The sequence below is a fragment of the [Mannheimia] succiniciproducens MBEL55E genome (assembly GCF_000007745.1).
In the GTDB taxonomy this organism is placed as follows: domain Bacteria; phylum Pseudomonadota; class Gammaproteobacteria; order Enterobacterales; family Pasteurellaceae; genus Basfia; species Basfia succiniciproducens.
Genome location: NC_006300.1, coordinates 2,228,021 through 2,251,596 on the forward strand (window position 1 = coordinate 2,228,021; position 23,576 = coordinate 2,251,596).

18 protein-coding genes, 1 tRNA gene and 3 rRNA genes are annotated in these 23,576 nt (G+C 42.6%); 10 read left to right on the forward strand and 12 right to left on the reverse strand.

All coding sequences use genetic code 11. The features are described 5' to 3' along the window. Nucleotides 1-24: 24 nt before the first annotated feature. Nucleotides 25-624, forward strand: a complete 600-nt coding sequence (locus MS_RS10445; RefSeq protein WP_193329808.1) for an IS256 family transposase, variant Zn-binding type — start codon at nt 25-27, stop codon at nt 622-624. A 155-nt stretch (nt 625-779) separates the two neighbouring features. Here MS_RS10445 and MS_RS10450 read toward each other — a convergent pair whose 3' ends face one another. From MS_RS10450 to MS_RS10470, 5 genes are all read right to left on the reverse strand, one after another. Next, nucleotides 780-1,433 (reverse strand): TfoX/Sxy family DNA transformation protein, encoded by a 654-nt coding sequence (locus MS_RS10450; protein ID WP_011201448.1) that lies wholly within the window; start codon nt 1,431-1,433, stop codon nt 780-782. A 772-nt stretch (nt 1,434-2,205) separates the two neighbouring features. Next, nucleotides 2,206-2,321: ribosomal RNA gene (gene rrf, locus MS_RS10455) — 5S ribosomal RNA — on the reverse strand. A gap of 162 nt (nt 2,322-2,483) precedes the next feature. Further along, a 23S ribosomal RNA gene (locus MS_RS10460) occupies nt 2,484-5,513 on the reverse strand. Between the two features lie 173 nt (nt 5,514-5,686). Further along, nucleotides 5,687-5,762: transfer RNA gene (locus MS_RS10465), tRNA-Glu, on the reverse strand. A gap of 153 nt (nt 5,763-5,915) precedes the next feature. Continuing rightward, nucleotides 5,916-7,459 (reverse strand): 16S ribosomal RNA (locus tag MS_RS10470). Together the 16S, 23S and 5S rRNA genes with 1 tRNA gene alongside form the textbook arrangement of a ribosomal RNA operon. 355 nt (nt 7,460-7,814) lie before the next feature. Here MS_RS10470 and MS_RS10475 point away from each other — a divergent pair. Further along, nucleotides 7,815-8,642, forward strand: a complete 828-nt coding sequence (locus MS_RS10475) for a DUF5718 family protein (protein ID WP_011201450.1) — start codon at nt 7,815-7,817, stop codon at nt 8,640-8,642. A 44-nt stretch (nt 8,643-8,686) separates the two neighbouring features. Here the strand turns inward: MS_RS10475 and radA are convergent, their stop codons facing one another. Then, nucleotides 8,687-10,075 carry a DNA repair protein RadA gene (gene radA / locus MS_RS10480; protein WP_011201451.1) on the reverse strand — a complete coding sequence of 463 codons (1,389 nt, stop codon included), beginning with the start codon at nt 10,073-10,075 and terminating at the stop codon, nt 8,687-8,689. A 5-nt stretch (nt 10,076-10,080) separates the two neighbouring features. Continuing rightward, a complete protein-coding gene (locus MS_RS10485; protein ID WP_041640101.1) occupies nt 10,081-11,145 on the reverse strand; it encodes an inorganic triphosphatase in 1,065 nt (354 codons plus the stop codon). A 154-nt stretch (nt 11,146-11,299) separates the two neighbouring features. Here MS_RS10485 and MS_RS10490 point away from each other — a divergent pair, with 154 nt between their 5' ends. From MS_RS10490 to MS_RS10515, 6 genes are all read left to right on the forward strand, one after another. Next, entirely contained in the window at nt 11,300-11,980 is a 681-nt protein-coding gene (locus MS_RS10490; RefSeq protein ID WP_041640102.1) for a TIGR00153 family protein, read from the forward strand. Between the two features lie 28 nt (nt 11,981-12,008). Then, entirely contained in the window at nt 12,009-13,271 is a 1,263-nt protein-coding gene (locus MS_RS10495) for an inorganic phosphate transporter (protein ID WP_011201455.1), read from the forward strand. Between the two features lie 173 nt (nt 13,272-13,444). Next, nucleotides 13,445-14,056, forward strand: a complete 612-nt coding sequence (locus MS_RS10500; protein WP_041640103.1) for a TIGR04211 family SH3 domain-containing protein — start codon at nt 13,445-13,447, stop codon at nt 14,054-14,056. A 52-nt stretch (nt 14,057-14,108) separates the two neighbouring features. Then, the gene (locus MS_RS10505; protein ID WP_011201457.1) at nt 14,109-15,368 is read left to right on the forward strand and encodes a multifunctional CCA addition/repair protein; all 1,260 of its coding nucleotides are present in this window, start codon (nt 14,109-14,111) and stop codon (nt 15,366-15,368) included. A gap of 280 nt (nt 15,369-15,648) precedes the next feature. Then, the gene (locus tag MS_RS10510; protein ID WP_011201459.1) at nt 15,649-16,377 is read left to right on the forward strand and encodes a DUF4184 family protein; all 729 of its coding nucleotides are present in this window, start codon (nt 15,649-15,651) and stop codon (nt 16,375-16,377) included. 20 nt (nt 16,378-16,397) lie between these two features. Then, nucleotides 16,398-17,216 (forward strand): shikimate 5-dehydrogenase, encoded by an 819-nt coding sequence (locus MS_RS10515; RefSeq protein WP_011201460.1) that lies wholly within the window; start codon nt 16,398-16,400, stop codon nt 17,214-17,216. A 39-nt stretch (nt 17,217-17,255) separates the two neighbouring features. On the opposite strand, the gene MS_RS10520 is transcribed toward MS_RS10515, so the two are convergent. The 5 genes from MS_RS10520 to envC form a co-directional block, all read right to left on the reverse strand. After that, the gene (locus tag MS_RS10520; RefSeq protein WP_041640283.1) at nt 17,256-18,017 is read right to left on the reverse strand and encodes a glucitol operon DNA-binding transcriptional repressor SrlR; all 762 of its coding nucleotides are present in this window, start codon (nt 18,015-18,017) and stop codon (nt 17,256-17,258) included. 143 nt (nt 18,018-18,160) lie between these two features. Continuing rightward, nucleotides 18,161-18,667, reverse strand: coding sequence for a DUF2301 domain-containing membrane protein (locus MS_RS10525; protein ID WP_011201462.1), 507 nt, complete (start codon nt 18,665-18,667; stop codon nt 18,161-18,163). 99 nt (nt 18,668-18,766) lie between these two features. Next, entirely contained in the window at nt 18,767-19,528 is a 762-nt protein-coding gene (udp, locus tag MS_RS10530; RefSeq protein ID WP_011201463.1) for a uridine phosphorylase, read from the reverse strand. A gap of 97 nt (nt 19,529-19,625) precedes the next feature. Beyond that, nucleotides 19,626-20,471: a divergent polysaccharide deacetylase family protein gene (locus MS_RS10535; protein ID WP_011201464.1), complete on the reverse strand. Its 846-nt coding sequence runs from the start codon at nt 20,469-20,471 to the stop codon at nt 19,626-19,628. After that, a complete protein-coding gene (envC, locus tag MS_RS10540) occupies nt 20,468-21,685 on the reverse strand; it encodes a murein hydrolase activator EnvC (protein ID WP_041640104.1) in 1,218 nt (405 codons plus the stop codon). Before envC ends, MS_RS10535 begins: the two co-directional genes overlap by 4 nt. Nucleotides 21,686-21,844: 159 nt before the next feature. On the opposite strand from envC, the gene MS_RS10545 reads away from it, so the two are divergent. Both MS_RS10545 and rhaS read left to right on the forward strand, forming a co-directional pair. Next, entirely contained in the window at nt 21,845-22,528 is a 684-nt protein-coding gene (locus tag MS_RS10545) for a 2,3-diphosphoglycerate-dependent phosphoglycerate mutase (protein ID WP_011201466.1), read from the forward strand. Between the two features lie 241 nt (nt 22,529-22,769). Then, complete coding sequence (gene rhaS / locus MS_RS10550) at nt 22,770-23,576, forward strand: HTH-type transcriptional activator RhaS (RefSeq protein ID WP_011201467.1); 807 nt, start codon at nt 22,770-22,772, stop codon at nt 23,574-23,576.

Genomic DNA, 23,576 nt, shown 5'->3' on the forward strand with positions numbered 1-23,576 from the left:
AACGAGTTTGGTGTATTGGTACTTATGGACAGCCTTTCTAAAAAGGTTGTTTATCACAAGATTGTCAATGCGGAAAGGGTCATTTATTATCGTAAAGCAATCAATGAATTAAGAGAGAAAGATTATAAAATTCAATCAATTACCTGTGACGGAAGGCGTGGTTTGCTGAAAGATATTCTTAATACGCCGATTCAAATGTGTCAATTTCATCAAGTGGCTATTGTAATTCGTCGGATTACTCGAAAACCAAAATCAGAGGCGGGAAAGGAATTAAAAATCTTAATTAAAACGCTTAAAACGAGCAGTAAAAATAAGTTCTATATCAATCTTCATCATTGGTATTTAAAGCATAAAAACTTCTTAAATGAACGTTCAAGCATACCTGATAAAGCGGGCAAATATCCGTTTAAACATCGAAATCTTCGGAGTGCGTATTCAAGTTTAAAACGACATGAAGAGTTCCTTTTTACCTTTGAAAAATATCCTGAATTAAAGATAGAAAAGACGACAAATCGGCTGGAAGGGCTGTTTAGTGAACTGAAGCGTAAATTAGCGCTTCATAATGGGTTATCGAAGAAAAATAAGATTATGTTTATAAAGGATTTTTTAAATGAAAAGAGTTGATTAATTATTAATAAAAATAAAAAACCAACTCATTTGTCTACTAGGGCATAGGGATCTCAAAATTACCAACTATTTTGTCTACTATGCCGGAAACTCTCATTTTTTACAACAAGTTGTTAGTTAGTTGTAACCAAATTTATGGTCTTATTAAATACTTATATTAAACATTCATGTTTAATTTCTCTAAAACCGGCTTCAACTAATTTTCTGTTCAAAACTAATAAAGCACTCTTTTTTTCGGATTTAGTTAATAAACTTACATGCTTATTTTTCAATGCCGCTTGAAATAGCCAAAATAACTCAACATTAACCGAAAACCCGTGAACTTTTAATTTTACAAAACAATTAGAAATTCCTGCTGATTTAAATTCTTTGACATTATTAATCCCTATTTTTGCCAATAACCTTTCATGCTTAATGGATAAATTGGGTAACTCCTTTATTCTTTCTTTTTTAGCAATATTTAAATCTAAAATTTTTCTTTGCTGCTGTTTAATAGATAAAATTACTAAAGTTTTAAATTCTTCTTCATTATCAACCAAAGCTCTAGGTAAACGATAATAACTTGAAATTGCTAAATTGGTATTTTTGTTGAATATATCCCAGGATACAGCTCCAAGCTTCTCCACATATTCTACAAGCTGGTTTTCAGCTTTTAAAAAGAAATTGTCATCTATAACAATACCAAACATTACTTTTCTATAAAACAGACCATATCCTACAAACAGATGTTTAGCGGTCACTTCATTTTCAAGAAAACTATTCAGAATGGTTCTTATCCATTGTGTATCTTTGTTTGTTCTATTCATAACTCGATTATTTCCTTTAATCTGTTGATAAAAAAGATAAAAAAGATAGTGATTTTGATTTAGGTTTATTACCTGAATAGAGTTATACCATAAACTTATAAAAATAGTGTAGTTTTACGTTTAATTTTGCGATACGGATCGCAAAATTAAAATTTATTTAGGTAAATCCTGAAAAAATTGATCATAAAATGATCAATTAATACATTAAATTTTTTAGCGTTTTGGTATCTTGCATAAAAGGCAGGAAATATTTTTTATATTTTTTTAAACACATTGACTATTTTATAAAAATTCTGCGCGGAATATTAGTCTCCCGAGAAAATTTTAAACCGTTTGAAATAAGAGAAAAAGCAATATTTTATTGGTACTGTTATCTATCGGGAAATTTATGCGGGACTAGCAGAATTATTTGATGAAAAAGGGCTTATCACATAGCTCAACAAAAGTAATGCGAAAATTGCGGCATCATAAGTTAGAGAGAAGTGGAAAGATTTCGATTAATCACTACTTACGAATATCACTCATAAAGTGATGCTCAAGAACATTTAGATGATTGGAAAGCGGATAGGATAGCAGGTATACCTATTGCTTACCTTAATTAAGTTGTTTTTTGATAGCCAAAATTACATAAAAAGTGCGGTAAATTTTCCTACAGTTTTGCGCCTACGTGCGTCAGTGACGGTGATGACGCGCCGGTTCAGTTAGTAGGTATGGTGTGAGCACAAGCACAAAAAAAGCCCTCATCTCTCGATGGGGGCCTCTCTTCATAACAACCTGGCGGTGACCTACTCTCACATGGGGATACCCCACACTACCATCGGCATAACAGCGTTTCACTTCTGAGTTCGGCATGGATTCAGGTGGGACCACTGCACTATCGCCGCCAGGATAATTCCGTTTCAGATACTGACCGCGGATTCTTCTCTCCGCTATCACTAGCCTACTTCTAGTCTTCTACTCTTTTATTCTCTAAAATTAAAAACAAGCCGATTCCCTGACTACTTACTTATTCCGTAATAACTTTCACTACCAAAAACACTTGAGCGTTGTATGGCTAAGCCTCTCGGGCAATTAGTACCGGTTAGCTCAACGTCTCGCAACGCTTACACACCCGGCCTATCTACGTCGTCGTCTCCAACAACCCTTACAGTATTAAATACTGGGAGAACTCATCTCGAGGCAAGTTTCGTGCTTAGATGCTTTCAGCACTTATCTCTTCCGCATGTAGCTACCCGGCAATGCGTCTGGCGACACAACCGGAACACCAGTGATGCGTCCACTCCGGTCCTCTCGTACTAGGAGCAGCCCCTCTCAATTCTCCAACGCCCACGGCAGATAGGGACCAAACTGTCTCACGACGTTTTAAACCCAGCTCGCGTACCACTTTAAATGGCGAACAGCCATACCCTTGGGACCTACTTCAGCCCCAGGATGTGATGAGCCGACATCGAGGTGCCAAACACCGCCGTCGATATGAACTCTTGGGCGGTATCAGCCTGTTATCCCCGGAGTACCTTTTATCCGTTGAGCGATGGCCCTTCCATTCAGAACCACCGGATCACTATGACCTGCTTTCGCACCTGCTCGACTTGTCCGTCTCGCAGTTAAGCTTGCTTATACCATTGCACTAACCTGACGATGTCCGACCGTCATTAGCAAACCTTCGTGCTCCTCCGTTACTCTTTGGGAGGAGACCGCCCCAGTCAAACTACCCACCAGACACTGTCCGAGTACCCGTTCCAGGCACTTCGTTAGAACATCAAACGTTAAAGGGTGGTATTTCAAGGATGGCTCCACGATAACTGGCGTTACCGCTTCAAAGCCTCCCACCTATCCTACACATCAAAATTCAAGGTTCAGTGTCAAGCTATAGTAAAGGTTCACGGGGTCTTTCCGTCTAGCCGCGGGTACACCGCATCTTCACGGCGATTTCAATTTCACTGAGTCTCGGGTGGAGACAGCCTGGCCATCATTATGCCATTCGTGCAGGTCGGAACTTACCCGACAAGGAATTTCGCTACCTTAGGACCGTTATAGTTACGGCCGCCGTTTACTGGGGCTTCGATCAGGCGCTTCTCTTGCGATAACGCCATCAATTAACCTTCCAGCACCGGGCAGGCATCACACCCTATACGTCCACTTTCGTGTTTGCAGAGTGCTGTGTTTTTAATAAACAGTTGCAGCCAGCTGGTATCTTCGACCGGTTCAACCTTCAAGGGTATACCTCTACAATCTACGCCGGCGCACCTTCTCCCGAAGTTACGGTGCTATTTTGCCTAGTTCCTTCACCCGAGTTCTCTCAAGCGCCTGAGTATTCTCTACCTGACCACCTGTGTCGGTTTATAGTACGGTTTATTATAATCTGACGCTTAGTGGCTTTTCCTGGAAGTGTGGTATCGGTTACTTCGGCACCTTAGCGCCTCGTCATCATCTCTCGGTGTTGATAAGCGTCCGGATTTGCCTAAACGCTCCACCTACCAACTTAAACGACCATTTCCAACAGGTCGATAACCTAACCTACTCCGTCCCCACATCGCAATTATAACAAGTACGGGAATATTAACCCGTTTCCCATCGACTACGCTCTTCAGCCTCGCCTTAGGGGCCGACTCACCCTGCCCCGATTAACGTTGGACAGGAACCCTTGGTCTTCCGGCGAACGGGTTTTTCACCCGTTTTATCGTTACTTATGTCAGCATTCGCACTCGTGATACGTCCAGCAGCCCTCTCGAACCACCTTCTTCCGCTTACACGACGCTCCCCTACCCAACAGGCGTATCACTAATATTCCTCACGCTCCACTCGCGCCTTTCTGTTCGCTCTCGCTTACAGCCGACTCAACGTGTTGGTCGCTTAACCAACTTGCTCTCTTCCTTCGCAAGTTGTTAATCGTAAGGCGTATTAGTGATACGCCTGATGCCGCAGCTTCGGTGCTATATTTGAGCCCCGTTACATCTTCCGCGCAGGCCGACTCGACTAGTGAGCTATTACGCTTTCTTTAAATGATGGCTGCTTCTAAGCCAACATCCTAGCTGTCTAAGCCTTCCCACTTCGTTTCCCACTTAATATAAACTTTGGGACCTTAGCTGGCGGTCTGGGTTGTTTCCCTCTCCACGACGAACGTTAGCACCCGCCGTGTGTCTCCTATGCATTACTCTTCGGTATTCGCAGTTTGCATCGGGTTGGTAAGCCGGGATGGCCCCCTAGCCGAAACAGTGCTCTACCCCCGAAGGTATTCACATAAGGCTCTACCTAAATAGATTTCGGGGAGAACCAGCTATCTCCCGGTTTGATTGGCCTTTCACCCCCAGCCACAGGTCATCCGCTAATTTTTCAACATTAGTCGGTTCGGTCCTCCAGTTAGTGTTACCCAACCTTCAACCTGCCCATGGCTAGATCACCGGGTTTCGGGTCTATATCATGCAACTCGACGCCCAGTTAAGACTCGGTTTCCCTTCGGCTCCCCTATTCGGTTAACCTCGCTACATAATATAAGTCGCTGACCCATTATACAAAAGGTACGCAGTCACCCTCGCGGGCTCCCACTGCTTGTACGTACAAGGTTTCAGGTTCTATTTCACTCCCCTCACCGGGGTTCTTTTCGCCTTTCCTTCACAGTACTGGTTCACTATCGGTCAATCAGGAGTATTTAGCCTTGGAGGATGGTCCCCCCTTCTTCAAACAGGATTTCTCGTGTCCCGCCCTACTTCTCGCAAGCTCAGTACCACACAATGATTTTCAAGTACGGGGCTATCACCCTGTGCCGCCCGGCTTCCCAGCCGGTTCCTCTAATCCTCATGCTATCACTTGCCGGCTCTTACGCTTTCGCTCGCCGCTACTGACGTAATCTCGGTTGATTTCTTTTCCTCGGGGTACTTAGATGTTTCAGTTCTCCCGGTTTGCCTCAATAACCTATGGATTCGGTTATTGATAGTAGATTCTTCATCTACTGGGTTGCCCCATTCGGATATCTTGGGTTAGACGCTTCTTATCAACTCACCCAAGCTTTTCGCAGATTAGCACGTCCTTCTTCGCCTCTGATTGCCAAGGCATCCACCTTGTACGCTTAATCACTTAACCATACAACCTCAAGTATTCTCATACCTGTGTCGTTCGTTATTACTAAACACTTGACCGCTTTTGCTCGGCCAAGATTTTTTTATACTCAGACTTTCTTTTCAGAAAATCTCTCAGTTTTTCAGCTTGTTTCCAATTTTTTAAAGAACAAAAAGACAATAAAAATCATCTTTAAATGGCGTCCCCACGGGGATTCGAACCCCGGTTACCGCCGTGAAAGGGCGATGTCCTAGGCCTCTAGACGATGGGGACAACAGTTAAAGCGGATCTCTCGACGCCTTCGCTTGTTCCGCGCTTTTCTCCTTTTATTACCAGACCTAGATGATAATAAAAAAGTGCGGTCGTTTTCTTCTCTTTTTCTATCAAACAATCTGTGTGAACACTTGCCAGTCGCCTAAAACTTAGTAAGGAGGTGATCCAACCGCAGGTTCCCCTACGGTTACCTTGTTACGACTTCACCCCAGTCATGAATCATACCGTGGTAAACGCCCCCCCCGAAGGTTAAGCTATCTACTTCTGGTACAACCCACTCCCATGGTGTGACGGGCGGTGTGTACAAGGCCCGGGAACGTATTCACCGCAACATTCTGATTTGCGATTACTAGCGATTCCGACTTCATGGAGTCGAGTTGCAGACTCCAATCCGGACTACGATGCACTTTCTGAGATTCGCTCTACCTCGCGGTATCGCCGCCCTCTGTATGCACCATTGTAGCACGTGTGTAGCCCTACTCGTAAGGGCCATGATGACTTGACGTCATCCCCACCTTCCTCCGGTTTGTCACCGGCAGTCTCCTTTGAGTTCCCATCTTTACATGCTGGCAACAAAGGATAAGGGTTGCGCTCGTTGCGGGACTTAACCCAACATTTCACAACACGAGCTGACGACAGCCATGCAGCACCTGTCTCAGAGCTCCCGAAGGCACTCCCGTATCTCTACAGGATTCTCTGGATGTCAAGAGTAGGTAAGGTTCTTCGCGTTGCATCGAATTAAACCACATGCTCCACCGCTTGTGCGGGCCCCCGTCAATTCATTTGAGTTTTAACCTTGCGGCCGTACTCCCCAGGCGGTCGATTTATCACGTTAGCTACGAGCACCAAGCCTAAAGCCCAATCCCCAAATCGACAGCGTTTACCGCGTGGACTACCAGGGTATCTAATCCTGTTTGCTCCCCACGCTTTCGCATATGAGCGTCAGTATCTTCCCAAGGGGCTGCCTTCGCCTTCGGTATTCCTCCACATCTCTACGCATTTCACCGCTACACGTGGAATTCTACCCCTCCCTAAAGTACTCTAGACTCCCAGTCTGAAATGCTATTCCCAGGTTAAGCCCGGGGCTTTCACATCTCACTTAAAAGTCCGCCTGCATGCCCTTTACGCCCAGTTATTCCGATTAACGCTCGCACCCTCCGTATTACCGCGGCTGCTGGCACGGAGTTAGCCGGTGCTTCTTCTGTGATTAACGTCAATTGCTTGTCCTATTAAAACAAACACCTTCCTCGTCACCGAAAGAACTTTACAACCCGAAGGCCTTCTTCATTCACGCGGCATGGCTGCATCAGGGTTCCCCCCATTGTGCAATATTCCCCACTGCTGCCTCCCGTAGGAGTCTGGACCGTGTCTCAGTTCCAGTGTGGCTGGTCATCCTCTCAGACCAGCTAGAGATCGTCGGCTTGGTAGGCCTTTACCCCACCAACTACCTAATCCCACTTGGGCTCATCTTATGGCGGGTGGCCCGTAAGTCCCACCCTTTAATCCGAAGATATTACGCGGTATTAGCGACAGTTTCCCGTCGTTATCCCCCTCCATAAGCCAGATCCCCAAGCATTACTCACCCGTCCGCCACTCGTCGGCAAAGAAAGCAAGCTTTCCTCCCGCTACCGTTCGACTTGCATGTGTTAAGCCTGCCGCCAGCGTTCAATCTGAGCCATGATCAAACTCTTCAATTTAAAAAGTTCAATCGCTCAAAATACTGACTATAAATCATTAATTAAATTAACTTTATTCAGCACTCTAAGTCTTGTTTAAATTTTTTGTTTAAACGAATCTTTCAAGTGCCCACACAGATTGTCTGATAAGTTGTTAAAGAACAAAAAAGAACGACGCACCGGATTGTTGTTAGTTCTCACAACGGTGCGTCGTTGTGTGAGGCGTATTATAGGGATTTCGACTCCCTTTGCAAGCTTTTTTTGTCAAAAAATTTAAAATATTTCCCGCCTGATTATTTAATATTCAAAATGAGTTGTTTTACTCCTTATTTATGAGTAAAGTGATTTTTTATTGAACCATAAATAGGTATAAAAAATGAATTATAAAAATGTAATTGGTTTCGGTGTTGCCGGAAATTTTGCCGGACATTTGGAGCAAGCCGGTGAAGCAAATGATTTTTTAGCGGTAAAAACTCAAGAGGCAGTTCAACCCAAAGCGATTTTTCCTTTTTATGTACCTTCGGAAAAGGCCGGATTTCTGTCCGTCTATCCTTTAAGTTCGAATAAATTGCGTTTTCCTGATAATTCCGGTGACAATTTACAAATAGAGCCGGAAATTGCCATTCTTTGTCATGTTATCTACCAGAACAACCAAGTTGTAAAACTTATCCCTTATTCTTTCGGTGCGTATAATGACTGTTCCATCCGCCGTCCCAATGCGAATAAAATCTGTGAAAAGAAAAACTGGGGCGCAGAAACTAAAGGTTTATCCGATACATTAATTCCCTTAACCTCTTTCGAATTAGGCGGTGAAATTGATAAATACCGTATTGCCTGTTTCCATCGACGGGAAGAAAAAACGGAAATTTATGGCCTGGACAGCCCGGCTTTAGGTTATAGTTATTTTCATACGAAATTATTGGATTGGATCGTTGATCGTATGAACAACCAACCCGATCAAGGTCCGATGAATAATATTGCCGAACTTTTAGCTATTGCCGACTATCCGACGGAAGCGATCATTAGTATTGGCGCGACTCGCTATACCGAATTCGGCGAATCTCATTATCTGCAAAAAGGCGATACCAGTATCGTGGTTGTCTATAATGGTGAAAAATATACTAAACAGCAGATTCTTGAAATGGCTCAGGCGCAATCTTTCCCTGACGATATATCCGCATTAATTCAGCAAGTGATTAAATAATAAAAAAGTGTGGTATTTTTTACCGCACTTTTTTACTTTTTAGGTTAATAATCCAAACTATCCAGTATATCTAAGGCATCGGCAAGTTTTTTAACCGTAAAAACTTGCATATTTTCTACCGCACTTTTCGGTTTATTACCGTAAGGAACGATGGCTCGTTTGAAACCATGTTTTGCCGCTTCGGATATACGTTCCTGACCGCTCGGTACAGGGCGGATTTCCCCCGCCAAGCCGACTTCGCCAAAAACAACCAAATCCTGCGGTAACGCACGATTGCGAAAACTAGAAATAAGCGCTAATAGTAAGGCCAGATCTGCACTGGTTTCGGTCACTTTTACTCCACCGACCACATTCACAAAGACATCCTGATCCGCCATTTGTAATCCGCCGTGACGATGCAAAACCGCCAGCAGTAATGCAAGACGATTTTGTTCCAAACCGACGGCAACGCGTCTTGGGTTTGCCAGCATAGAATGATCCACCAGCGCCTGAATTTCTACCAGTAAAGGACGAGTTCCCTCCCACAAAACCATAACTGAGCTGCCGGGGGTTTGTTCTTCCCCGCGGCTCAAAAAAATTGCGGATGGATTTTTCACTTCGCGTAGCCCTTGTTCCGTCATACCAAAAACACCGAGTTCATTCACCGCGCCAAAACGGTTTTTATGGCTGCGTAAAGTGCGGAAACGAGAATCCGATTCACCTTCTAATAATAAAGAACAGTCAATGGCGTGTTCCAATACTTTTGGCCCGGCTAATGTACCGTCTTTGGTCACATGCCCGACCATAATAATAGCGACCTGACGGGTCTTGGCATAACGGGTGAGAAACGATGCGCATTCCCGTACTTGGGCGACCGAACCGGGAGAAGACTGAATATCCGCTAAATGCATAACCTGGATGGAATCAATAACCAGAATTTGCGGTTTAAGCTGATCCGCCAGGCTACAAATTTGCTCTACCGATGTTTCGGATAACATTTGAAGACGGTCAGTGGGCAAGCCTAAACGGTTCGCCCGCATTGCAACCTGTTGCAAGGATTCTTCTCCCGTCACATAAAGTGCGGTCATATTTCGGGCTAATCCGCACATCACTTGAAGCAGCAAAGTTGATTTCCCGGCCCCCGGATGCCCGCCGATCAAAATAGCGGATCCGGGTACAATACCGCCGCCTAATACGCGATCCAATTCTTTAAATCCGCTTGAAAAACGAGGTGTTTCCTGTAGGTTGATTTCCGCTAAGGTTTGAATTTTTGCCTGAGTTTCACCCGCATAACCGCTAAAGCGATCATTTCTGTTAGCAGGCTGTTTTGCTGAAACCAAACGGACTTCGCTGATAGTATTCCATGCTTTACAGGCTAAACATTGCCCCTGCCAGCGGGAATATTCGGCTCCGCAATCATTGCATACATAAGCGGTCTTCGGCGCTTTTGCCATTTGAGTTACTCCATAGTTAAACGAATTAAATTGAGCATACGACGAACATAACCAGCTTCATGTAACAAGGCGATTAATTTCGTCAGCGCTAATAGGTTATCTTTGGTTTCGCTGTGCAGACGAATTAAATCCCGAATTTGATTAAATAAATAATTGTTACTTTCCGTTAATTCGCTAATAACCGAGTCATCAACATTCTTACCTTGCGCCAATTTTTCGTTAACGATCCGTCCTAATAAATTAGGTTGCTCAATATAATGATGATACAAATTAAAAAATGCACCGATTCGTTCTACGCTAGTGAGAAAATTCCGTGCAAAATAATCCGCCTTTAATGCCACCGTTTCTTCGACCAGCTGCTGCTCATGATGGAATAACGCCTTTAATTGTGCGGTCAAATTTCCGTGATTTTCTTCCGATTTAAGAATGTCGCGCCACTTATCCAGCCAATCGACAGGTTTCCGGCTCTGATTATAAGCTAATTGATAACCTCGTTTCGCTTTGCTCAATGCGCTTAAACGTACGCCATCGGTTAAATTTAACCCGGCAACAAAGGATAATAAATCCGCAACATTTCCTTTCTTTAATTCAAATTCCAACTCTGAAATAATTTCCGTTTTTTCACCTGACTTAATTTCGCCCCGATCTAAAGCGACTTCTATTTGTTCTCGGTTTTCCCCTTCCAGCAACCAAATATGACGTTCAAAATCCGTGTTGAAAACCGGTTGAACTTGTAAGTCTGCGGGTAATTTAGGCAAAGTTTCATTAAAAATTGAAAGTTTGGATAAATCGGGCGCATCCGACTCAAGTTCGACATTATATTCCGGACGTATATGCAATCCGCCGAGAACGTTTCCGTTCGTCTTTAACGTCATCGTAAACCGATCGTTTTCCCGGCGTACGCGCAGCCCCATTTTTTGATGAGCGAAGTAACCATCGGCACTATCATAATAACAATTGGCAAGAAAAGTTTTCTTCTGCGCCAAAATAGGATATCGGGCTATTTCCTGTACCAAAATATCAGCGGCCCGCGGGCTTACGGCTAACTTCAATTCTATTTCATCACTCATATCTGTTCCTTTACTATTCCTTATTTGAATGGGATTGAAGTCAATCACCCGTGCATTATAAATCTTTTTCAATTTAAACCGTGTATTTTTGCGAAACATTAGGGTAATATGCACGAAAATTTTGATCAACAACTCATTTTCTCGGAGTTAATTTATGGCAATAAACAATATCTTAGGATTATTTGCACATTCGCCTTTAAAACCGCTACAACGACATTCAGACAAAGTCACGGAAGCCTGTAGTTTACTCGTTCCTTTCGTCGAAGCGGTTTTCCAAGACGATTGGGTTAAAGCGGAAAATATCCAAGCTCAAATTTCAGAAACAGAACGAGAAGCGGATACCTTAAAACGCGAGATTCGTTTAAAGTTACCTCGCGGGTTATTTTTGCCTATCGATAGAACGGATTTATTAGAACTGGTTACTCAGCAAGATAAATTAGCCAATTATGCAAAAGATATTGCAGGTCGTATGATCGGTCGTCAATTTAAAATCCCAACCGAAATACAAGCGGATTTTATGGCGTTTGTTTGCCGTAGCCTGGATGCCACCGTTCAAGCCCATCGCGTAATTGAAGAAATGGATGAATTATTGGAAACCGGATTCAAAGGACGCGAATTAAATCTTGTGAATACAATGATTACCGAATTAGATAAAATTGAAGACGATACGGATCAAATGCAAATTAAATTGCGTCTCATGCTGCGTCAAATCGAAGATCGTTTTAATCCGATTGATGTGATGTCTTTATATAAAACCTTTGAGTGGATTGGTGTGCTTGCCGATCAGGCGCAACGTGTTGGTTCCCGAATTGAACTAATGCTGGCTCGCTCATAACGAATGAACACAACATAGGGAATTAACTATGGAATTACTGCATAATTATGGCACAGTTATTATCTTTATCACTGCGGCCTTTGCATTTTTTATGGCATTTGGTGTCGGTGCTAACGATGTATCAAATGCCATGGGAACATCGGTAGGTTCCGGCACAATTACCGCCAGACAAGCCATTTATATCGCACTCATCTTTGAAGCCGCCGGGGCTTACTTAGCCGGCGGTGAAGTAACGGAAACAATAAAAAGCGGCATTATTGATCCTATGGACTTTGTCACCCATCCGGATACCTTGGTGTTGGGTATGATGTCGGCTTTATTCGCTTCCGGTTCTTGGTTATTAATCGCCTCCCGTTGGGGATGGCCGGTTTCCACCACACATTCGATTGTCGGCGCAATTGTCGGTTTCGGTTGTATTACCGCCGGTGCTGGCGCAGTAAAATGGAGTGCGCTCACAGGTATCGTCGGCAGCTGGTTCATTACGCCCTTTATCGCCGGTGTGTTAGCGTACGGTATTTTCTTCTGTATTCAAAAATTAATTTTTGATACCGAACATCCGCTGCGAAACGCACAAAAATACGGGCCGCACTTAATGGGTGCGACAGTATTTATTATTTGCATCGTAACCGTTGCCAAAGGTTTAAAACATGTAGGATTAAATTTAACCGGATTAGAAACCTTATTAATTTCTATTGCCCTAAGTTTAGTCTCTGTTGTCATCAGCTACTTTTATTTTCGTAGCAAAAAATTCATCAAAAAGGTGCATAAAGGCGTTTTTGGCGGCGTAGAACACGTCTTTAGCATTTTAATGTTAATGACAGCTTGTGCAATGGCATTCGCTCACGGTTCAAACGATGTGGCAAATGCTATCGGACCACTGGCTTCTGTCGTCACTATCGTAGAAAGCGGCGGCGACATCGCAGCCAATGCACCTATTGCCTGGTTGGTTTTACCGCTAGGAGCCGCAGGTATTGCCGTGGGTTTAATCGTTATGGGTTACAAAGTGATGGCAACTATCGGCACAGGTATCACAGATCTCACACCAAGCCGAGGATTTTCCGCCCAATTTGCTACCGCCGCAACGGTAGTTGTAGCATCGGGAACGGGCTTGCCTATTTCAACTACACAAACGCTAGTGGGAGCAGTATTAGGTATCGGTTTTGCGCGAGGTATCGCCGCATTAAACTTAACCGTAATCCGTAATATTATAGCCTCCTGGATCGTTACCTTACCGGCTGGTGCATTTTTTGCTATTATCATTTATTACATCTTAGATGCAATTTTTAGATAATTTGCTTGTCTGATATAAAGTAACCCCAAAAAGTGCGGTAAATTTTGCCAAAGATTTACCGCACTTATGTTGTTCCAAACCTGTGATTTTAAGCATAGTTTTTTATTGAGAAGTTAGGCTTAAAATTACTATCAAATTCACATATTTAACTTTAGTATTAACAAGGCATGATTATGCAAAAATTGATCAAATTATTTTTTTCCGGCATTCTATTAACTTTATCCATTCAAGCCGCTCAGGCTGAAACACAATATGTCACTGAAAATCTCAACACCTATTTACGCAAAGGTGCCGGCGATAATTTTAAAATTGCAGGCGCAATTCAAGCGGGTGAAGCGGTTTCTGTTTTAGATCGTAAAGAAAAATACAGTTTAATTCGAGATAGCAAAAATCGGGAAGCCTGGATTTTAACCGCCGAATTAACCGATACGCCAAGCAGTAAAGAAGAAAATCCGCGCTTAAAAGCGCAAGTTCAGGAACTCACCTCAAAATTAAATCGTCTGGACGCCGATTGGCAGCAACGTACTACAGAAATGCAACGTCGCACCAAAGATGCAGATCAAAAAAGCAGTCAATTATTAGAAGAAAATTCACAACTTAAGCGAGAATTAGAAATCACTAAAAATAAAAATCGTGATCTGGAAGCCATGCTTGATGCGGGAAAACGTGAAATTGCAATCCAATGGTTTATTTATGGCGGTTCCGTATTAGGCGTCGGTTTACTCATCGGATTAATTATTCCATTAATCTTACCAAAACGTCGCCGTCGTGACGGTTGGGCTTAATCGAACGGATAATTGATTCCTGAAGAAATATTCACTTGCTATTCAATAAACAATGCAAACTTATCTTGTGGGCGGAGCCGTCCGTGATCAGCTATTAAATTTGCCGGTAAAAGATCGGGATTGGGTGGTTGTGGGCGCTACTCCGGAACAATTACTCTCTCTGGGTTATCAACAAGTAGGTAGAGACTTTCCCGTTTTTCTTCATCCCAAAACAAAAGAAGAATATGCGCTGGCGCGGACAGAACGAAAATCCGGCGCCGGTTATACAGGGTTTATCTGTGATTTTTCGCCCCATATCAGCTTAGAGCAAGATTTAATTCGCCGGGATCTTACCATCAATGCTATCGCGCAGGATAATCAAGGCAAGTTTATCGATCCTTACGAAGGAATTTCCGACTTAAAAAATCGTACTCTCCGCCATATTTCTCCCGCTTTCGCAGAAGATCCGTTACGGGTTTTACGAGTAGCCCGTTTCGCAGCTCGTTACCATCAGTTAGATTTTAGCATTGCACCCGAAACAATCGCACTGATGGCTGAAATTACCGAAAAAGGGGAACTTCAACAGCTGACGATAGAGCGTGTTTGGCAGGAAACGGAAAAAGCATTAAAGGAAAAAAATCCTGAAATCTATTTTCAGGTATTATTGCAAGTCGGCGCATTAAAAATATTGTTCCCCGAACTCTATGCCCTGTATGGTGTGCCGAATCCAGCGCAATATCATCCCGAAATCGATTCCTTTTTACATACAATGCTGGTATTACAACAAGCCGTTCGGCTTACGGAAAACACTGAATTTAATAAAAGTGCGGTACGTTTTGCAGCAATTTGTCATGATCTCGGCAAAGCGCTTACACCTAAAGATATTCTGCCCCATCATTACGGGCATGAAAAAGCCGGAATTCAGCCTATACGTACATTATCCAACCGCTTGAAAGTGCCGACATATTATAAAGAATTAGCCGAGTTTACCTGCGAATATCATTCGTACATTCATAAAGCCTTTGAACTAAAACCCGAAACTGTCATAAAACTATTCAATAAATTAGATGTATGGCGAAAACCGCAAAGATTTGAAGAACTGATGTTGGTTTGTGTAGCGGATACCAGAGGAAGAACAGGATTCGAACAAACCGCTTATCCGCAAAAAGACTACCTTCGGCAGCTTTACCAAACCGCGTTACAGGTCAATGTTCAACAAGTAATTGAAGACGGCTTTGAAAAACAAGGTATTAGAGATGAACTCACCCGGCGACGAACAATAGCGGTTAAAACTAAAAAAGCTGAAATTCTGCCTCGCTTTGTAGGGCAATAGATTATTAGATTAAAAGTGCGGTAAAAATTTTCGGATTTTTGTTTTTCCGGTAAATATTATATCTATATATTTAAAATCATTGAAATTTTAAATATATTTTTTTGATATGTTTATCCGATAACCATATATTTGAACAAAAATAAACGCAATATTTCACAATCAATCGGATTTAGCGATAAATTTACAAAAACTGTTGTCTATATTTTTTTGCAGATTTTTTATTAGGAACCGTTTATCTTGCCGCTACTATCTTATCGCTTGTTTTGTATAAGGAGTATTAATGCCGTTTACCTTTGCACATCCGGTTACCGTATTGTACTTTCCCCGTAATAGCCGCTATTTTCATTTTCCCGCACTGGTATTGGGGACGATGTCGCCCGACTTTATGTATATGCTGCATTGGAAAACAGATGTCGGCGGGCACACGTTGTTTGGCAGCGAATGGGTTAATTTACCGCTTTGTTTACTGTTTTATGCGGTGTATCGACTGATCTTAGCAACGCCGATTAAGCAGCATTTACCCGCTTTTTGCGGTTCGAATGTGCCGCAAGTAACGTTTAAAAACCCGCTGGCGTGGTTAATTGTTTTTTTATATTCCGCTTGGATAGGCATGGCGACTCATATCGCCCTTGACGAGCTAACTCACGACGGCGGCTATTTCGTACAACTTTTCCCGATACTGCAGACCAAAATTATTTTTCATATTTATGACTGGCTGCAATACGGCATCGGTGCCGTAGGCTTGATTAGTATAATACTTTATCAACGTCGTATGGCTGGCAAATACCCTTACCGTTCTTCCCGTAGCGCAAAGCAAAAATGGTTTTTCTGGTTAAGCGTAGTGAGTTTGACGGTGATCATCTTTTATTTGAGCAACCCACTATATCCCTTGGTTTGGAATGAAGTTGCCAGTATAGTGTTACGTATTATCAACAGCTTTTTTATCAGTTTAACGATTCACGGGGTGATTTTTACGGTAATGAAAAAACGATCATTAAAAATAGGGTAATCTAACGAGAGGCGTAGGGTATGATTAATAAAGACACACAACTTTGTATATCGCTTTCGGGCAGACCGAGTAATTTCGGCACCCGTTTTCATAACTATATGTATGAAAAACTCGGCTTAAACTTCGTATATAAGGCGTTCACCACCAACGATATTGAACATGCAGTAAAAGGCGTACGGGCTTTAGGAATTCGCGGTTGTGCCGTATCGATGCCGTTTAAAGAGAGCTGTATGCCGTTTTTAGATGAAATATCGCCATCCGCCAAAGCAATCGAATCGGTGAATACCATTGTAAATACCGACGGTTATCTAAAAGCCTATAACACCGACTATATTGCAATCTCCAAATTAATTGCGAAATATCAGCTCAAACCGACTGCTTGTGTGATCATACAGGGTAGCGGCGGAATGGCGAAAGCGGTGGCGGCGGCGTTTAAAAATGCCGGCTTCGACAATCTTAAAATCTATGCGCGTAATGCGACTACCGGCGGCTATTTGGCAAAACTCTACGGCTATCAATATATCGACTCTCTTTATGGACAAAATGCGGATATTTTGGTGAATGCGACGCCGATCGGGATGAAAGGCGGCGGTAAAGAAGAGTCTATTATTTCTTTTCCCGAAGCGATGATTGACCAAGCCTCGGTTGCTTTTGACGTAGTTGCAATGCCGGCGGAAACGCCGTTAATCAAATATGCCCGACAGCAGGGTAAAACGGTCATTTCCGGTGCGGAGGTGGCGGTATTACAGGCGGTAGAGCAGTTTGAACTTTATACCGGACAACGCCCAGGCGATGAATTAATCGCTGAAGCCGCGTCATTCGCCCGCGCGAACAGTTGATTTCCTTGAAGTAAAAAGCCCGTTATTACCTTTTTATTTCTACACTAAAATCACATTAATATTTTTCTCGATTAACGCCTGATGGATAGCGGGATCAAGGTTTTTATCCGTCACAATGGTGTTAATTTTTTCCAGCGGGCAAACCACATTCGGGCTGCGGCGCTGGAATTTTGATGAGTCCGCTAGCACGATTATTTCCCGGGCCGCTTTACACATGGATTTGCTCACCCCGTGCACTTCGTTGAAAGTAGTGAGTCCGTAATCCAAATCAAAACTGTTGGTTCCGATAAAAAGCTTATCAAAGGTAAATTTTTCCACCGTAGATTCCGCTAAAATACCGTGGAAAGAAGCGGATTTTTGTCGATAAGTGCCGCCGGTTATCAATAATTCGTAATCCCGTTCCAAGCCGGTCAGCGCATTCATAATATGCAGGCTGTTTGTCATAATGGTAAGATCACGATATTTAGCCAAATAAGGCACCATTTGCAACACCGTCGTACCAGAATCCATAAGTAACGAATCGCCGTCACCAATAAATTCCGTCGCCTTTTGCCCGATGCGGCGCTTCACTTCTAAATTAGTGTTGGTTTTATTGGCTTCCGGCAAATCAATTTCATCTTTGTTAACCAATACCACACTGCCATAAGCCCGCAACACTTTTTTTTCCGCTTCAAGTGCGGTTAAATCTTTACGAATTGTGGTACCGGTGGTTTTAAAAATTTGTGCCAGCTGTTCTACTGCGGTTTTACCATTTATTTGTAAAAATTCGACGATTGCCGATTGTCTTTCTCTTGGTTTCACTTTTTTCTCCCGCATGACAAACCATATTTCGTTTTATTATTTTAACCGGATCGCAATTCACAAAACCGTGAATCCTTTCACAAAAAACATATTGCCTTTCATTATAAAAGATAAATAGACCCTAATGACTTTTAATTCACAAATTAAACCTGATATTTTGTCTTATCGCCGATATCGAAATGCAACGGCATGCGCCATTTTTGAATCGAAAGTAATAAAAAGAGCACCGCACTTATAGCTGATAATATATTGATTGCTAAAGAAAATTCGAAAACTACCGAGCCCCATAACAAAGCGACAAAAACCGGTTGCAGATTTAACCCCAAAATGCGGAAGCAAAAATATTCTTTAAAACATAGCCCGCCTAACGTCAGTAATGCGCCGCCAAACGCCAGTTCGGGTTGAGAAAAAAGCCGGCATAATAAAGCAATCCAGGTTGCAAACTGCAAGATTAAACGAAAGTTTTTCAAATATAAATGCAAACTTGAGGCGCAAAAAACCGCGGCAACTAATAAGCCCGTTTGTGCGATATCGGGATAATAAGGCAAAAGTGCGGTAAAAATTGCGGCTAACACAAATCCCGAACGGTAAATACAAACCGTGAGATAATCCCAAGCGTCCATTGGGGAGTGAATATGCGGATCTGCCATTATGTTCCTCTCAAAAAAATCAAAAAAATTGACCGCACTTTACAGCGGATAAAATAAAAGTACGCCGCAAAATAGACGTACTTTCTGAATTTAGCCGAACTAGGCTTTCGCCATTTTTCCTGCGGCTTCCACCGCCACCGCAACCGCTTTTTGCTCGGTGCTTTTTATGGTCGCTTCATTTGGAATTTCCTGTTGGGTACGATTCACAATCACGCCGGCAACCATACCCGCTTTTAATCCCAATGCCGCACACATGGTAAACAAGGTGGCGGATTCCATTTCATAATTCATTACGTTCAAATCCTGCCATTGTTTTAATGTGCCCTGGAATTTCGGATAAACTTTGCCACTGAAAGTATCGTAACGTTCCTGACCGGGATAAAACGTATCGGAAGAAGCGGTAATACCCACATAAGGCCGAATGCCCTGCGAAAGGGCGGCGTTATATAATGCGTTAGTGCAGGCAAAATCAGCCACTGCGGGATATTCTAACGGCGCAAAATGCTGGCTGGCCCCGTCCAAGCGCACGGCGCCGGTTGTAATTAAAATATCGCCCACATTAATATGCGGCTGAATTGCGCCCGTCGTGCCAATGCGTAGGAAAGTTCTCACGCCCAATTGCGCTAACTCTTCCACACAGATTGAAACTGACGGTCCGCCGATACCGGTCGAACAAACCACAATAGGTTCGCCGTCCATATAGCCAAGCCATGAGGTAAATTCGCGGGTTGAATTCAGATATTCGGCATTTTCCATTTCTTTAGCGATACGTTCGCTGCGAGCCGGATCGCCCGGAACAATAGCGACCTTAGCGCCTTTTAGCATGGCTTTGGTCAAGCCTAGATGAAATACTTCTGACATAATATTCTCCTTATAATCAAAGTCTTTTTAAACTCTGATATTTCCTTACAAAACAAAAAAGACCTCTTTGCAAAACAACGAGATCTTTAGTTTAAACCTATCTCGGCACACCGCGCAACAAAGGAACCGGCTCAAAAGGTGCGACGGATGTCGGGGCGGGCTTATCACTGAAAATTAAAATAAACGGCGCCGGCGGCACGACTTTTTCGTCACGCCATAAGCTGCCCATGCTCACCAATTGAATATCCGGCGGTAAATTAGCAAGACCTTGCCTCAACACGGCGACCGTATTTTTTCGCGGATGCCCGATAACAATCGCCGTGCCATGCTTGCGGGCATAATGAATTGCCTGCTGAAACTGCCGTTGTACGTCCCCATAGACATCGCTGTCATCCAGAAAAATATGCCGTTGCAAGGCGCGAACACCGCTTTCTTTGGCAATTTTTTCCGCCACCGAACGCCCGATAGTACGACTGTCCAAAAAGAACAAATGCTGTTTGCGCAATTCCGCCATTAATTCGGTCATCAACGGCCTATCCGCCGTTGCAGCGCTGCCCATATGGTTATTCATACCGATTGCATGAGAAACGATATTTTTCGCCTGTTGCACGTTATGCGCCACTTGTTGCGCATCCATACCGATCGATAAACCGCCGGCCTCAATGTTCATTTGGCTGATAGGTTGCATCGGCATGTGAATAAGAATATCCCGTCCTTGTTCATAAGCCAGCTGATTACGCTGACGGGCATAAGGTGCGGAAGGAATAATCGCTACACTGATTTCTTTAGGCATCGCCAAAATTGCCGCATCTTCCCTCGGATGATAACCTAAATCATCAATCACAATGGCTAATTTCGCCGAAAATGCCGGTAGCGAGATCAGGAATAACAAACATAAAAGTGCGGTATTTTTTACCGCACTTTTTAATTGATGCCGAATCATCTTAACCAGCCCATCGGATTCACCGCATTGCCTTGGCGACGAATTTCAAAATACAATCCGGACGACCCTTGACCGCCGGAATTACCGACCTCAGCAATTTGCTGACCGGCACGAACCAACGAACCGACTTTCACCGACACCGACTGGTTATAACCGTACAAAGACATATCGCCTTTGCCATGATCGACCACAACAACTAATCCGTAACCTTGCAACCAGTTGGCAAGAATCACCCGCCCGTTGGCAATGGATTTCACTGCGGTTCCGGCTCTCGCGCTAATCACGATACCTTTCCATTTTACTTCGCCCGCCTGTTGAGAACCGAAAGCATGTAAAATTCTGCCGACGACCGGGTAAGCGTAACGTCCCGATAAACCCGAATTACTTCTGATAAGCTGCTGTTCCTGTGAAGTCGGCTGATAAGGTTTATTACTGCGTTTTTCTTCGCTTTCTTTTTTTGCCGTATAAGCTTCGCGCTCACGCTTTTCCTGTTGTTGTGCAGCCTGTGCGGCGCGTTGAATTTCATTGCGCAAGGCAATTTCATTTTCTTTTAAGGTCTGCAATCTATTTTGATCCTGTTTTAAGGATTTACTTAGTTTATTTAAGGTAGATTGACGCTCGTTTTTCATTTTTTGCAGTTCTTGCTGCTGTTTCTTTTGCGTCGAAAGCTGGGTTTGCTGTTCCTGCAATTGAGTGTTCAACACATTCTTCTGTTCATCCAATTGCGCCCGGGTATTACGAATTTCCGCAATAGCATCCATACGTGCCTGGTTCATATGCTCGTAATATACTTTCATACGATCCGCTTTTTTCGCATCATCGGATAATAAATGTTCCACCACCGAAGAAGGATTGCCGGAACGATAAACCGCATCCAATTGCTTCGCAAGTTTCTCTTTTTGCGCTCTTTCCTGCTGCTCTAATGTTCTAATTTGCTTGTTGGTTTCGCTAATAATTTTACGCGTTTCTTTGAGATCGGTTTCGGTTTGGCGAAGCTCGCCAATCATACCGCTCATTTTTGTTTCTTGCTCTTTTAACGTGGACTGCAATTGATTTTGCGTGCGTTTTTGCTCGGCAATTTTTTGCTCTTGCTGCTTGATTTGTTGTTGGATTTTAGATAAATCTGCCGCTTGTAGTGGAAACGCAAAAAACAGCCCCAAACCCAAAAGTGCGGTCAGTTTTCGGGGAATTTTATTGCTCACTAAAAACCACATGATCAAAACTCTCTTCTATAACATTTAATTCGGATGTTAAATAATATCATTATTTTTGCGAAAGATCAGAAAACATTGGTTTTACGCTTTTAAAACTACCTATTTTTTGCTATAAAGTGCGCAGTTATTTTATTAATCCACTAACTCTGGGAGATTTTTATGGAATTAGTATTTATTCGTCACGGTTTAAGTGAATGGAATGCATTAAACCTTTTCACCGGCTGGAGAGACGTAAACTTAAGTGAAAAAGGCGTGGAAGAAGCAAAAGAAGCGGGTCGTAAATTAAAAGCCGCAGGCTTCGAATTTGATATCGCGTTCACTTCAGTATTAACCCGTGCGATCAAAACCTGTAACTTAGTGTTAGAAGAATCTAACCAATTATGGGTTCCGCAAATCAAAACATGGCGTTTGAACGAACGCCACTACGGCGGTTTACAAGGTTTAAACAAAGCGGAGGCAGCGGCTGAACACGGTGACGAACAAGTTCGTATTTGGCGCCGTTCATACGATGTGTTACCGCCGGTTTTAGATCCAAAAGACCCTAACTCCGCACACAACGACCGTCGTTACGCACATTTACCGGCGGATGTTGTGCCTGATTGTGAAAACTTAAAAGTAACTTTAGAACGCGTTTTACCATTCTGGGAAGATCAAATCGCACCGGCAATTAAAGCGGGCAAACGTGTTTTAGTTGCGGCACACGGTAACTCATTACGCGCACTTGCAAAACACATTGAAGGTATTTCCGATGCGGATATCATGGACTTGGAAATCCCTACCGGTCAACCTTTAGTTTATACTTTAGACGACAACTTAAAAGTAGTAAGCAAACGCTACTTATAATCTGAAGTTTCCATAAATTGATAATTAACGCCTTTCTTTTCAGAAAGGCGTTTTGTTTTTAAGCTCACCAAAAAACGCATTCTCCCTATAATAAAGGTTATGTGATATTAATCACAATTTTTAAAAAAAGTGCTTATTTCTTGAAAATATGACCAAATTTCTGAGTTTAAGGTCCATTTTCTTAAGGAAAATAAAAAACGGATACAGATAGAATAGAACCCTTACTACTAAGGGGGTCTGTATGATTCAAAAATTATTAGCGAGAGATTTCTTTAATAATAAAGAACAACCGATAATTTTAGAGCCTCGCGCCCCACAGGAAATATTCCCGGAGCATACTCATGATTTTGATGAATTGGTTATAGTAAAGCATGGATCCGGGCGGCATATTTTAAACGGATATCCGCACGATCTTTATCCCGGTGTCGTTTTATATATTCAAGCCCAAGATCACCATTCCTATGAAAACCTGCAAGACTTATGTTTAACCAACATACTTATCCAATCGAATAATAACTTTAAGTATTTGAATAATATTGATATATTGCTTAACGGTTTAAAACCGGAAAATTCTTCATACCAATTAATAAATAAAAAAACGGCGGAATATATCGACTCGTTATTAGAAAAAATTAATGCTATTGACGAGTCGTATAATTTGCAGAACGAATGCCTATTCTTTCAAGTATTATCATCAATCCAGGCTCATCAATTTAATGATTCGGGTTATGGAAACACGGAAGAAAAGGGGCGGCAAATGATACGTTGGTTAGAAAATAATTTTGAGAAAGAAATAGACTGGGAAGAACTTGCTGAAAAATTTGCATTACCAATCAGAACGTTACATCGTTATATTAAATCTCAAACCGGCCATACTCCGCAGAATTATGTAACAAAATTAAGACTGGCACAGGCTTATTATCAATTAAAATATACTGAGAAAAATATTATTAACATCGCTTATGATTGTGGATTTAATGATAGCAGTTACTTTTCAACTTGTTTTAAAAATGAATATTCTATTGCGCCAAGAGAATTAAGAATTTGA